The following is an 11,586-nucleotide window of genomic DNA, read 5'->3' on the forward strand; positions in this document are numbered from 1 at the left end:
CACCTCAGCCTTCGTCGTCAGCGGCAGCGGTGTATAAGAGACAGGCCTGCACCCGGGGTACCGGGATGGTCCGCCCCTCCTCGACCAGGTCGGCCGGGAGCGGCTGCGGGGACGGCATCGCCTCGGCCCACGGGTCACCGTCCGCGAGCAGGCCGGGCACCGTCCGGATGGTGAACTCCGCCGGGGCCACCGACTCCAGGTCGGCCCAGGGCACCGGGAAGGAGACCGGCACACCGGGCCGCAGCCGGGGGCTGTAGACGGACACGACGGTGGCTCCGCCGGACCGGGTCGGGTCCACGAAGACCTTGCCGGCCCGGTCCTCCCGGATGAACGCGGTGGTGGCCAGCGCCGGATCGAGCCGTTCCGCACGGGCCGCGAGGGCCCGGGTGGCGGCGGCCAGTTCCTCGGCGTCCGGACCGGCCGCGATCGGCACGAAGACGTGTACCCCCTTGGCGCCGCTGGTCTTCACCGCACCGGTCAGCCCGGCGTCGGCGAGGGCCTGGCGGACCAGCAGGGCGGCGGCCACCCCGGCGCCGAAGCCGCCGTCGGAGGGTGGGTCGAGGTCGAGCACCAGGTGCGTGGGACGGCTCAGGTCGTCGACCACCGCCAGCGTCGGGTGGTACTCCACCGCGCGCTGGTTGGCGAACCAGAGCAGGGTACGGCGATCGTCGCAGAGCGCGTACGCGATCTCGCGGTGGGACGCCTCGGCCCAGACCGGCGTCCGGCGTACCCAGTCGGGGGTGTAGCGGGGCAGGTTCTTCTGCATGAACGGCGGCTGCCCGGGGCGTACCCGGACCACTGACAGCGGCCGTCCGCGCAGGTGCGGGACGAGCCGGTCGGCGACCGCGTCCAGGTAGTCGACCAGGTCCCGTTTGATCGCGCCGGACCCGTCGAAGAGCGCCTGATCGAGGTTGGTCAGCGCCACGCCGTCCCTGGTCTCGTCCCCCCGACTCATCCGCCCACCATCCCGCCGCCGCGACACGCGGTCAACCGGAACGCGCCGATCCGCCTACGCACTCAGCTCGAAAGGCGCACTGGCGCACTGGGGCGCGGACGGTCGGCTCGACTCACCCGCGGGACGGGGCACCCGGCTCCGCCCAGCTCACCCGCTCAGGCCAGTCGTTCGCCGGCGGCGACCGTGGCGAGCAGTCGGGCGGTGTGCGCACGGATCGCCGCGTACACAGCGGAGCCGTAGCTGATCCGGGCCACGCCGAGCGAGGCGAGTTCGGCGAGCGTCGGTGCCGCCGGGCGGGCCAGCACGTTCACCGGTCCGGGCACCTCCGCCACGAACGTCCGCAGGTCGGCGGCGTCGGCGAGCACGATCGGATAGACGCAGTCCGCACCGGCCGCCAGGTAGCGGCGGGCCCGGCGGATCGCCTCGGCGAGTCGCCGGGCCGGGTCGCCGGCCTGCTGGAGGAAGACGTCCACCCGGGCGTTCAGCACCACCGGTACGCCGGCAGATCCGGCCGCCGCCCGGATCTCGGCCAGCAGGTCGGCCTGCTTCTCGGTGTCCACCATCGCGCCGCCGGCCGGCTCGGAGTCCTCCAGGTTGAGCCCGACCGCGCCAGCGTCGAGCAGGCGCTCGACCAGTTCCGCCGGAGGCAGGCCGTACCCCCGCTCCAGGTCGGCGGTGACCGGCACGGTCACCGCACGGGCGATCCTGGCCACCGCCGCGAACATCTCGGCCGGTGGGGTGCGCTCGCCGTCGGCGTAGCCGAGCGACTCCGCGACGGCGGCGCTGCCGGTGGCGACAGCGGGGAATTCGGCGTCGGCCACGGCCCGAGCCGAGCCGGCGTCCCAGGCGTTGGGCAGGACGAGTGGTTCACCGGGACGATGCAGCGCGCGCAGTGCCGCCGCCCGATCGATCGCGGTAGAGGTCATAGCGCGATTCTGGGCATCGGACGGGCGGGAGCCCGAGAGCCAATCACACCCGGGTGGTTGTGGCGAAGACCACTGATCTGACCGATCGGTCAGCCTCTGACCGATCGGTCAGGCATGCTGGCTGCCATGGCCCGCCCGACCCAGCAGACCCACGACGAGATCCTGGCCGCCGCCACCCGGCGGTTCGCCGCCACCGGCTACCGGGGCACCTCGTTGCAGGACATCGCGCGCGAGGTCGGCTGCTCCAAGGCGGCGGTGCTCTACCACTTCGCCAACAAGGAGGCGATCCTCACCGAACTGATGGCGCCCGCCGTCGAGGTGTTGCAGGCGCTGGACGACCGGATCGCGGCGCAGGCCGACCCCGCCCGCGCCCAGCAGGTCGCCACCGAGGGTTTCGTCGACCTCGCCGTCCGGTTCCGTGGCGAGATCGCCCTGCTCCGCGGCGAGTTCCCCGAGCTGCTGCAACAACCCGACTTCGCGCACATCCACGAGATCTCCGAGCGGCTCATCGCCGCCCTGGCCGGACGCTCGTCCCGGGACTCGGCCCGGATCTGCGCGCTGGTGCTCCTCGCCGGCATCGCGGAGACCTGCGGACAGTTCGCCGAGGTGTCCGACGAGGACCTGCGGGCCGCCCTGCTCGCCCTGCTGCGACGGGCGCTGGAGCCCGTTCACTGACCCGTTCCACCATTCACTGAACCGAGGGAAAGGACCTCATGGCGACCCTGCTCTACCGGCTTGGCCGGGGTTCGATGCGCCGACGGCGGCTCGTGGCCGCGATCTGGCTCGTCGTACTCGTCGGGCTCGGCCTGGCCGCAGCGACCCTGCGCGGCCCGACGGCCAGCAACTTCACCATGCCCGGGACCGAGTCGCAGCGCGCTCTCGACCTGCTCGCCGAGCAGTTCCCGGCCGCATCCGGTGCCACCGGCACGATCGCCGTCAAGGCGCCCACGGAGGGACAACTCGGCACACCCGAAGGCCAGGCGGTGGTCCAGTCGATCACCCAGGAGGCCACGGCGGTTCCCGGCGTCCTCGCCGCCGTCGATCCGTTCCAGGTCGGCGCCGTGTCGCCGGACGGCCGGTACGCCCTGATCCAGGTGCAGTTCGGCGGTGGCTCCGACGCGATCACCGACGAGCAGCGCGAGGCGTACGAGCAGGTCGGCACCCAGGCCGAAGGCCAGGGCTGGCAGGTCGCGCCCGGCGGTGAGGTGCTGAACGCCGAGCCCGAGGTGGGCTCGACCGAGGCGATCGGTGTCGCGGTCGCCCTGGTCGTTCTGGTGATCACCTTCGGTTCGCTGGTGGCGGCCGGGATGACCATGCTCAACGCGCTGATCGGTGTCGGCGTCGGCATGGCCGGTCTCTTCGCGCTCAGCAGCGTGGTGGAGCTGACCAGCACCGCGCCGATCCTCGCGCTGATGCTCGGCCTCGCCGTCGGCATCGACTACTCACTGTTCATCACCTCCCGCTACCGGCAGAACCTCCTCGAAGGACTGCCCGCCGACGAGGCGATCGGTCGAGCGGTCGGCACCGCCGGATCGGCGGTGGTCTTCGCCGGGGCCACCGTGGTCATCGCCCTCGCCGGCCTGTCGGTGGTGAACATCCCGTTCCTGACCGTGATGGGTCTGGCCGCGGCCGGCACGGTGACCGTGGCCGTGCTGGTGGCGATCACCCTGCAACCGGCCCTGCTCGGCTTCGCCGGCCGCCGGGTGCTGCCCCGCAAGCTGCGTACGGCCGCACCGCAGGCCGCCGACGGCGACCAGAGCACGCCGGAGCCGACCGAGAGCGGTGCGGGCACCGACGTGGCCGCCGTCACCGGCGAGGACCGGTCGACGTTCGGGTTCCGCTGGGCGGCGTTCCTCACCCGCTTCCGGATCCCGGTGATCCTGGCCGGCGTGATCGGTCTCGGCCTGCTCGCGCTGCCCGCGCCGGACATGCGTCTGGCCCTGCCCGACGCCGGCACCGCGCCGGCCGGTTCGGCTCCCCGGGTCGCCAACGACCTGATCACCGAGGGCTTCGGGCCGGGCTTCACCGGCCGTCTCGCGGTGGTCGTGGCCGGCGACGACGCGCAGGCCACCGCCGCTGCTGTGCCGCAGGTGGCGAACCTGGTGCAGAACACCGAGAACGTGCTGGCGGTGGCTCCGCCGCAGCTCAGCCCGGACGGCCGGACCGCGCTGCTCGGGGTGATCCCGCTGACCGGCCCGACCGACCCGGCCACCGAGACGATGGTGCACGACATCCGTACGGCGGTCGACGGCGTCCAGGGCGCCGACGTGCTGCTGACCGGCGTGACCGCGATCGGCATCGACATCTCGGAGAAGCTCTCCGACGCGATGCCGGTCTATCTGGGCCTGGTGGTCGGCCTGTCGATCCTGCTGCTGATGCTGGTGTTCCGGTCGGTGCTGGTGCCGGTCAAGGCGGCGCTGGGCTTCCTGCTCACCGTGGCTGCCACCTTCGGTCTCACGGTGGCGGTGTTCCAGCAGGGGCACCTGGCGGGCCTGCTCGGCCTGGACACCCCGGGCCCGCTGATCAGCTTCCTGCCGATCCTGCTCATCGGCATCCTGTTCGGCCTGGCCATGGACTACGAGGTCTTCCTGGTCTCCCGGATGCGGGAGGACTTCGTCCACGGTGACACCGCCCAGCAGGCCACCATCAACGGGATGGGGCACGGTGCCCGGGTGGTCACCGCCGCCGCGCTGATCATGACGTCGGTCTTCGGCGGCTTCGTCTTCCTCGACGACCCGGTCATCAAGTCGATGGGCTTCGCGCTGGCGGTCGGTGTGGCCATCGACGCCTTCGTGGTCCGGATGACCATCGTCCCGGCGGTGATGTCGCTGCTCGGCAAGGTGGCCTGGTGGCTGCCGCGTTGGCTGGACCGGATCCTGCCCAACGTCGACATCGAGGGCGAGAAGCTGCGCGCCAAGCTCGACGACAAGGCGCACGCCAACACCTGACGGCATGCGTGAAAGGAAGGGTCCCCTGCTAACGCCTCGTGCATAGCAGGGGACCCTTCCTAACATCAGCACCCCGAGCGCCCGCACCCCACCCCGCAGCGCGAGCGCGCGTTCAGACGCCCGCTGGATAGGTCTCCATCTCGCCCGGTGTGGTCAGCGCGGGCAGCGGATGCAGGGCGGTGGCCTCGTCACACCAGACGAAGGCGTCGTACCGGTCCCCCAGCCGGGTCGGCACGTAGTTGCCCCACGACTCGAACGACGGGTCGTAGACCACGCCGATCGCCCGGTGGTCGAGCGTGTCGGTGACCCAGCCGGGCTGGTCCGGGCCGCCGAAGACCAGCACCGCCCGGTCCGGCATCAGCTCGTGCAGCCGGTGCTCCAGCGAGCCGGGGCGGGCCGGCGGCACCACCATCGCCTCCGCCGGGGACCCCCAGCGCGGTGCCGCCGTCACCGTGCCGTGATAGCTGCCGAAGCCGATCAGGGCCACCCCGTCCGGTCCGTACCGCTCCCGGGCCAACTGGCCGATGGTGAGCATCCCGTCGTCGGCCATGTCGGTGGCCCGCGCGTCGCCGACGTGCGTGTTGTGCGCCCAGACCACACCCCGGGCACCCGGCCCGTAGCGGTCCAGCAACCGGTCCAGGGTGTCGGCCATGTGGCCGTCCCGGATGTTCCACGACCCCGGCCCGCCGGCCACCATCTCCCGGTAGTACCGCTCCGCGCCGGCCACCACCTCCGCGTTCTGCCAGGCCGAGAAGGCGCCCGGCCCGTCCGTGGCGGCGTGTTCGCGGGTACGCGCCAGCAGCCGCACCACCTCCTCCTCGCAGCGGGCGGAGACGAAGCGGCTGGCCAACCCGTACTCCTCGACCTGCTTGCCGTACGGCTCGAAGCACCGGTAGGCGTCCTGGGCGGCCTCCAGCGACGCCGGGTCCTCCTCGCCGAGGTAGTCGAAGATCGCCTGCATGGACTCCCAGAGGCTGTACACGTCCAGCCCGTGGAACCCGGCCCGGGACGTCTCGGGCCGTTCCAGGTTCCAGGCTCGAAGCCAGCGGCAGAACCGGGCCACCTCGGCGTTGGACCACATCCACGTCGGCCAGCGTTCGAAGCGTTCCAGCGCGGTCTGCGGCTCCGTCGCCCCACCCGACGCAGCAGTCACCGACCGGTTCACCCGGTCGCAGTCCGGCCAGTCCCCCTCCACCGCGACGAAGCTGAACCCGCACTCGGCGATCAACCGCCGGGTCAGCTGTTCCCGGATGCGGTAGTAGTCGTGGCTGCCGTGCGTGGCCTCGCCGATCATCACCACCCGGACGTCCCGGACTCGCTCCAGCAACGGGTCGAGGTCGCTCGGTGCGCCGAGCCGCTGTACCAGCATGCCTGCGGCTACCCGGCACCCCCGGCAGCAAACCCGGGGGTGTGCCGGGCGCCTCGGGCGGGTAGGCCGTCAGCATGACCGACAGTGGCGCCCTCCTGCCGGAGCAGATCGCGGGGCTGGACTTTCCCGTCTCCCGCGAGGACCTGATCCGCTGGTGCCAGGAGAACGGCGCCAGCACCGAGCAGTTGGAGGCGGTCCGGGCGCTGCCGGTGGCGCACTTCGGCTCCCCGGCCGACCTCGGCGAGGCCCTACGCGCGGCGACCTGAGCAGACGTCACCGTGGTGACCTGACCGGCGTCAGCGTGCGCTGCGCGGCGACCTGAGCCGACGTCAGCACGGGACGCGGGTCAGGCGGGCAGGTCGACGGTGGCGGAGCGGGTCCGGGCGGTCTCGGCGGCGGCCAGGACGGCGACCACCTCACGGCCGAAGCGGACGTCGCAGCGGTGGTCCCGGGTGCCGCCGTCCACCTCAGCCAGCAGTTGGTCGATGGCCACGCCGAGGGCGGTCGCGGAGGAAGCGCTCGGGTTCGGCAGCCGCTCGACGCCGTTGTCGCCGTAGAGGGTGAACTCCGCCGCCACCGCCTCGGGCGGGGCGTCCAGCGTCAGCGACACCGTGCTGGTGGCCCCGCCGTCGTGGGTGAGCAGCAGGTGCACCAGGTCACCGGGGCCGTCGACGGCCGCCACCCGCCGTACCCGGCCCAGCACCGGCAGCAGGACGGCCAGCGCGTGCGGGCCGATGTCCCAGAGCGCGCCGCGTTCCCGTCGCCAGGGCGACTGGGCGTACGGGCTGCTGGGCTGGAAGACCGACGCGAAGCGGACCACGTTGGCGGTGTGCCAGCCGCCGGCCGCCGCGACGGCCGTGAGGAAACCGGCGACCTCCGGTTGGTACCGGCCGGTGAAGAAGACCACCGAGGCCACGCCCGAGGTGGTGGCGGCCTCGACCACCCGGTCGGCGTCGGCGACGGTCAACGCCAGCGGCTTGTCCAGCAGCAGGTGACGCCCGGCGGTGGCGGCCCGGACGGCGATGTCGGCCTGTACGTCCGGGGGCAGCGCCACGGCGACCGCCTCGCACGCCTCGATCAGCGCCTCGACCTCGGCGAAGGCCGGTACGCCGTACCGGGTGGCGAGCGCGGCGGCCCGATCCGGGTTGCGTCCCCAGACGCCGACCAGTTCCGCCCTCGGGTGCGCGTCGAGCGCCGCCGCGTGCGTCTGTGCCGCCCAGTGGCCGGTGCCGAACAACCCGAACCGCATTACCGGTACCTCCGCCGTCTCGCCTGGCTGCCGCGTACCCGCAGCGGGGTCCACGCTAGTCCCCGGTCGGTCCGGCCCGGCGCCCCGCCGCCTGTACTACGGGGGTTAGTAGAGTGGGCCGGTGATCGGAACGAGCACCGGACGGACCCGGTGACCGCCGCGCCCGTCGCCGGGTCCCCGGTCGACGGCGTCCCGGCGACCGTCGCCATCGTGCTGTCGCTGCTGGTCGCCGTGTGGGCGCTGATGGCCACGCTGCGCCACCGCGCGCCGGACCGGGTACAGATGATCGGCCTGGCCGTGCTGGAGTTGGCGTTGCTCGGGCTGGCGGTGCTGGCCGGGGTGGCCCTCGCCGGTGGCGAGCAGCCCGGCGAGCCGGGCGCGTTCTTCGGCTACCTGGTGACGCTGGTCTGCCTGCCGCCGCTGGCTGCGGTGCTGGCCCGGATGGAGCCGACCCGCTGGGGTTCGGCGATCGTCTGCGCGGTCTGCCTGGTGACGCCGGTGGTCGTGGTGCGGCTCCAGCAGACCTGGGAGGTGCTCGGTGGCTGAGGCGCGGACCGCCGGGACGACCCGGACCAACGCCGGCCCCGGCCGTCTGCTGATCGCGGTGTACCTGCTCTTCGCGATCGCCGCCACCAGCCGCGCCGGCCTCCAGATCATCACCCGGTTCGACGAGGCGCCGCTGGCGTACCTGCTCTCGGCGCTGGCCGCACTGGTCTACATCGTGGCGGCGGTGGGGCTGGCCCGGGCCGGGCACACCGGTCGTCGGGTGGCCCTGGCCTGCTGCCTCGTGGAGTTGGTCGGCGTGGTCGGGGTGGGCGCGTTCAGCCTGGCCCGCCCCGACCTGTTCCCGGACGAGACGGTCTGGTCCGGTTTCGGCAGCGGGTACGGCTACATCCCGCTGGTGCTGCCGGTCCTCGGCCTGGTCTGGCTCTGGTCCACCCGCCCCCGGATGTAAGGAAGGGCCCCCTACTAACGCCTCGTGTATAGGAAGGGTCCCCTGCTAACACCCACCACCCACCACCCACCACCAACAGGAGCGGGTCAGTCGCGCGGCCCGCCCGCGACGTAGATCACCTGACCGGAGACGAAGGACGCGCCCTCGCTGGCCAGGAACGAGATGGTGTGCGCGACGTCCTCGGGCCGCCCGACCCGACGGACCGGGATCTCCCCCTCGGCGTGCTTCTGCATCGCCTCGAAGTCGATTTTCATCCGGGCGGCGGTGGCGGCGGTCATGTCGGTGACGATGAAGCCCGGCGCCACCGCGTTGACGGTCACCCCGAACGGCCCCAGCTCGATGGCGAGGGTCTTGGTGAACCCCTGCATCCCGGCCTTCGCGGCGGCGTAGTTGGCCTGCCCCCGGTTACCGAGCGCGGACGTGCTGGAGAGGTTGACGATCCGACCCCACTTGGCCTCGACCATGTGCTTCTGCGCGGCCTGGCTGACCAGGAACGCACCCCGCAGGTGTACGCCCATGACCGTGTCCCAGTCGGCGTCGGTCATCTTGAACAGCAGGTTGTCCCGCAGTACCCCGGCGTTGTTGACCAGCACGGTCGGCGCGCCCAGCTCGGTGGCGACCCGTTCGACGGCGGCCTCCACCTGCGCCCGGTCCGACACGTCCGCGCCCACGCCGAGCGCCCGGCCACCGGACGACGTGATCGCCTCCACCGTCTCAGCGGTCGCCGACTCCTCGATGTCGACCACCGCGACGGCCAGCCCGTCGGCGGCCAACCGCCTGGCGGTGGCCGCGCCGATTCCCCGCGCCGCCCCGGTCACGATCGCGACCCGCTGCCCCTCCGACATGCCTACCTCCCGGTAACCTCGCTCGACGGCAGGAGCCTAACCCACCGTGCGCCCACCTCCGGCCCACCGAGATCCCCGACCGGCCGGCGACGGTCGGGGAATCCGGTGCGGAGACTAGACGGACCAGGATCGACAGAGCCGGATCCACCGGTACCCGTGGCCGGCGATCTTGAGCTTGTCCAGCTTGCCCACGTCGTCGTAGTTGCGGTCGGCGAGCACGTCGATCGGCAGCTCCGCCTCCGACTCCAGCAGGCTCAGGTCGACCTCGGCGTCGTCGGTGCCCAGGTTGTGCAGGAAGACCATCGTGCCGGTCGGCCCGTCGGCCCGGTGCGCCAACACCCCCGCAGGCATGGGTACGTCGATGTGGGTGGTCGAGCCGAAGCCGATCTCCGGTGCCTCGCGCAGCGTACGGATCATCCGCTCGAACCAGCCGAGCAACGAGTTGCGGTCCCGTCGTTGCAGGGTGACGTTCACCTTCTCGTACCCGAACTCACCCTTGTCGATGACCGGGCGCACGAGCTTCTCCGACTCCGCCCGGGAGAAGCCGGCATTGGGCTCGTAGGACCACTGCATGGGGGTACGGATCGCCTCCCGCCCCGGCAGCGCCAGGTCCTCGCCCATGCCGATCTCCTCGCCGTACCGCAGCACGGGCGTGCCGCGCAACGAGAACTGGAGCGAGTACGCCAGCTCGATGCGCCGCCGGTCGTTGCCGAGCATCGGCGCGAGCCGCCGACGGATGCCCCGGTCGTAGATCCGCATGTTCTCGTCCGGGCCGAACTGCGCGTACACCTGGTTGCGCTGTTCGGCGGTGAGCCGGGACAGGTCGATCTCGTCGTGGTTGCGCAGGAAGGTGGCCCACTGGCCGCCCTCGGGCAGGGCCGGGGTGTCGCGCAGCGCCTCGATCACCGGCTCCGGGTCCTGGCGCGCCATAGCCAGCATCAGCCGCCCGTTGAGCATGAAGTCGAAGAGCATGTGCACCCGGTTCGCCGAGCCACCGCGGTCGCCGAAGAAGGCGGGCAGTTGGTCCGGCTCGACGTTCGCCTCGGCCAGCAGCACCGCGTCGCCCCGACGCCACTGCACGTGCTGGCGCAGCTCGGTGAGGAACTCGAAATCCAGCTCCGGGTTCGGGTCGCCGGGCTCGGTGCGCTCGATGATGAACGGCACCGCGTCCATCCGGAACCCGGCCACCCCGAGCTGGAGCCAGAACGACATGATCTTCTTGATCTCGGCGCGTACCTGGGGATTCGTGGTGTTGAGGTCCGGCTGGAACTTGTAGAAGCGGTGGTAGTACCAGGACTTGGCGGTCCGGTCGTAGGTCCAGGTCTCGTGCTGCTCGCCGGGGAAGACCATGCCCTGGTGCCGGTCCGCGGGCTCCTCGTCGGACCAGACGTACCAGTCGCGGTACGGCGAGTCCGGCGACGACCGGGCGGAGACGAACCAGGGGTGCTGGTCCGAGGTGTGGTTCACCACCAGGTCGATGATCACGCGGATGCCCCGGTTGCCGGCCTGGTGCAGCAGCTCGGCGAAGTCGCCGAGGGTGCCGAAGCGGGGGTCGACGTTGTAGAAGTCGGTCACGTCGTACCCGTCGTCACCGTTGGGCGACGGGTGGATGGGGTGCAGCCAGAGGCAGGTCACGCCCAGCCGGGCCAGGTAGTCCAGCCGGCCGATCAGACCCCGGATGTCGCCGACCCCGTCGGCGTCGGAGTCCGCGTACGTGTCGATGTCGAGGCAGTACACGACCGCCTCCGAGTACCACCTGTCAGACATGCCCGGGAACCTTCTCCGTACGGCTCGCCCGGCAAACCCGCCGAGGTCGCGGGCGGGGCCCCGCCGGAGGGCGGCTGCTCGGTACGGTGCCGTCATGCGGAGCATCGATTGGTCCAGCGGGACCTGGCACGGGCAGCCGGTGCGGACGACCCAGGAGCCGGCCGGCGTCCTGAGCGTCGAGCCGGGGGCGAGCAGCGACCTGTGGCGGCACACCAGCTACGGATTCGTGCACGACGACGCCCCGGCCCTGCTCACGCCCTTCCCGGTGGGCAGCGCGATGGAGGTGGACTTCCCGCTCGACTACACCGAGCAGTTCGACCAGGCCGGCGTACTCGTGTGGGTGGACGACCGCACCTGGGTCAAGGCCGGGGTGGAGGTCAGCGACGGCCACCCGCAGGTCGGTGCCGTGGTCACCCGGGACTTCTCCGACTGGTCGGTCGCCCCGGTGCCCGAGTGGGCCGACCACGAGGTGACGGTACGCGTCAGCCGCACCGGCGACGCGCTGACCGTACGCGCCCGGGTGGCCGGCGAGCAGTGGCGGCTGGTCCGGCTCGCGCCGCTCGCGCCCGACG

Annotated in this window: 11 protein-coding genes and 2 pseudogenes; 7 read left to right on the forward strand and 6 right to left on the reverse strand. The window is 72.2% G+C overall.

Features of this window, described 5'->3' with window-relative positions; translation table 11 throughout:
• Window positions 1–4: 4 nt before the first annotated feature.
• Together EYA84_RS16720 and EYA84_RS16725 are read right to left on the reverse strand one after the other, a co-directional pair.
• On the reverse strand, window positions 5–955 hold the full coding sequence (locus EYA84_RS16720) for a DNA polymerase domain-containing protein (protein WP_131054000.1): 951 nt from the start codon (window positions 953–955) through the stop codon (window positions 5–7).
• Window positions 956–1,110: 155 nt separating this feature from the next.
• Complete coding sequence (locus tag EYA84_RS16725; protein ID WP_131054001.1) at window positions 1,111–1,881, reverse strand: isocitrate lyase/phosphoenolpyruvate mutase family protein; 771 nt, start codon at window positions 1,879–1,881, stop codon at window positions 1,111–1,113.
• Window positions 1,882–2,007: 126 nt separating this feature from the next.
• On the opposite strand from EYA84_RS16725, the gene EYA84_RS16730 reads away from it, so the two are divergent.
• The 3 genes and pseudogenes from EYA84_RS16730 to EYA84_RS34075 form a co-directional block, all read left to right on the forward strand.
• Window positions 2,008–2,556, forward strand: a complete 549-nt coding sequence (locus EYA84_RS16730; protein ID WP_131054002.1) for a TetR/AcrR family transcriptional regulator — start codon at window positions 2,008–2,010, stop codon at window positions 2,554–2,556.
• Window positions 2,557–2,594: 38 nt separating this feature from the next.
• Window positions 2,595–3,605: pseudogene (locus EYA84_RS34070) on the forward strand (MMPL family transporter); the annotation flags it as partial.
• A gap of 90 nt (window positions 3,606–3,695) precedes the next feature.
• Window positions 3,696–4,829, forward strand: a pseudogene (locus EYA84_RS34075) (MMPL family transporter); the annotation flags it as partial.
• 112 nt (window positions 4,830–4,941) lie between these two features.
• On the opposite strand, the gene EYA84_RS16740 reads toward EYA84_RS34075, so the two are convergent.
• Window positions 4,942–6,198, reverse strand: coding sequence for an erythromycin esterase family protein (locus EYA84_RS16740; protein WP_131054004.1), 1,257 nt, complete (start codon window positions 6,196–6,198; stop codon window positions 4,942–4,944).
• Between the two features lie 74 nt (window positions 6,199–6,272).
• Here EYA84_RS16740 and EYA84_RS16745 point away from each other — a divergent pair, with 74 nt between their 5' ends.
• Entirely contained in the window at window positions 6,273–6,464 is a 192-nt protein-coding gene (locus tag EYA84_RS16745; RefSeq protein ID WP_131054005.1) for a DUF2795 domain-containing protein, read from the forward strand.
• 80 nt (window positions 6,465–6,544) lie between these two features.
• Here EYA84_RS16745 and EYA84_RS16750 read toward each other — a convergent pair whose 3' ends face one another.
• Window positions 6,545–7,447, reverse strand: a complete 903-nt coding sequence (locus EYA84_RS16750) for a Gfo/Idh/MocA family protein (RefSeq protein WP_131054006.1) — start codon at window positions 7,445–7,447, stop codon at window positions 6,545–6,547.
• 150 nt (window positions 7,448–7,597) lie between these two features.
• Here EYA84_RS16750 and EYA84_RS16755 point away from each other — a divergent pair, with 150 nt between their 5' ends.
• Both EYA84_RS16755 and EYA84_RS16760 read left to right on the forward strand, forming a co-directional pair.
• The gene (locus EYA84_RS16755; protein ID WP_131054007.1) at window positions 7,598–7,993 is read left to right on the forward strand and encodes a hypothetical protein; all 396 of its coding nucleotides are present in this window, start codon (window positions 7,598–7,600) and stop codon (window positions 7,991–7,993) included.
• Window positions 7,986–8,402 carry a hypothetical protein gene (locus EYA84_RS16760; RefSeq protein ID WP_131054008.1) on the forward strand — a complete coding sequence of 139 codons (417 nt, stop codon included), beginning with the start codon at window positions 7,986–7,988 and terminating at the stop codon, window positions 8,400–8,402. The genes EYA84_RS16755 and EYA84_RS16760 overlap by 8 nt, the downstream gene beginning before the upstream one ends.
• 86 nt (window positions 8,403–8,488) lie before the next feature.
• On the opposite strand, the gene fabG is transcribed toward EYA84_RS16760, so the two are convergent.
• Together fabG and EYA84_RS16770 are read right to left on the reverse strand one after the other, a co-directional pair.
• Window positions 8,489–9,247: a 3-oxoacyl-ACP reductase FabG gene (fabG, locus tag EYA84_RS16765; RefSeq protein ID WP_131054009.1), complete on the reverse strand. Its 759-nt coding sequence runs from the start codon at window positions 9,245–9,247 to the stop codon at window positions 8,489–8,491.
• Between the two features lie 114 nt (window positions 9,248–9,361).
• Window positions 9,362–11,014: an alpha-amylase family protein gene (locus EYA84_RS16770; protein WP_131054010.1), complete on the reverse strand. Its 1,653-nt coding sequence runs from the start codon at window positions 11,012–11,014 to the stop codon at window positions 9,362–9,364.
• A gap of 94 nt (window positions 11,015–11,108) precedes the next feature.
• On the opposite strand from EYA84_RS16770, the gene EYA84_RS16775 reads away from it, so the two are divergent.
• Window positions 11,109–11,586: DUF1349 domain-containing protein (locus tag EYA84_RS16775; RefSeq protein WP_131054011.1), on the forward strand; the 478-nt coding region annotated here is incomplete at its 3' end.

The organism is Verrucosispora sp. SN26_14.1, from assembly GCF_004307965.1.
In the GTDB taxonomy this organism is placed as follows: Bacteria; Actinomycetota; Actinomycetes; order Mycobacteriales; family Micromonosporaceae; genus Micromonospora.

What these genes read in the sequence shown, in the direction of transcription:
- EYA84_RS16720 (WP_131054000.1), bottom strand. Translation starts at nt 955, where the DNA reads ATGAGTCGGGGGGACGAGACCAGGGACGGCGTGGCGCTGACCAACCTC.
- EYA84_RS16725 (WP_131054001.1), bottom strand. Translation starts at nt 1,881, where the DNA reads ATGACCTCTACCGCGATCGATCGGGCGGCGGCACTGCGCGCGCTGCAT.
- EYA84_RS16730 (WP_131054002.1), top strand. Translation starts at nt 2,008, where the DNA reads ATGGCCCGCCCGACCCAGCAGACCCACGACGAGATCCTGGCCGCCGCC.
- EYA84_RS16740 (WP_131054004.1), bottom strand. Translation starts at nt 6,198, where the DNA reads ATGCTGGTACAGCGGCTCGGCGCACCGAGCGACCTCGACCCGTTGCTG.
- EYA84_RS16745 (WP_131054005.1), top strand. Translation starts at nt 6,273, where the DNA reads ATGACCGACAGTGGCGCCCTCCTGCCGGAGCAGATCGCGGGGCTGGAC.
- EYA84_RS16750 (WP_131054006.1), bottom strand. Translation starts at nt 7,447, where the DNA reads ATGCGGTTCGGGTTGTTCGGCACCGGCCACTGGGCGGCACAGACGCAC.
- fabG (WP_131054009.1), bottom strand. Translation starts at nt 9,247, where the DNA reads ATGTCGGAGGGGCAGCGGGTCGCGATCGTGACCGGGGCGGCGCGGGGA.
- EYA84_RS16770 (WP_131054010.1), bottom strand. Translation starts at nt 11,014, where the DNA reads ATGTCTGACAGGTGGTACTCGGAGGCGGTCGTGTACTGCCTCGACATC.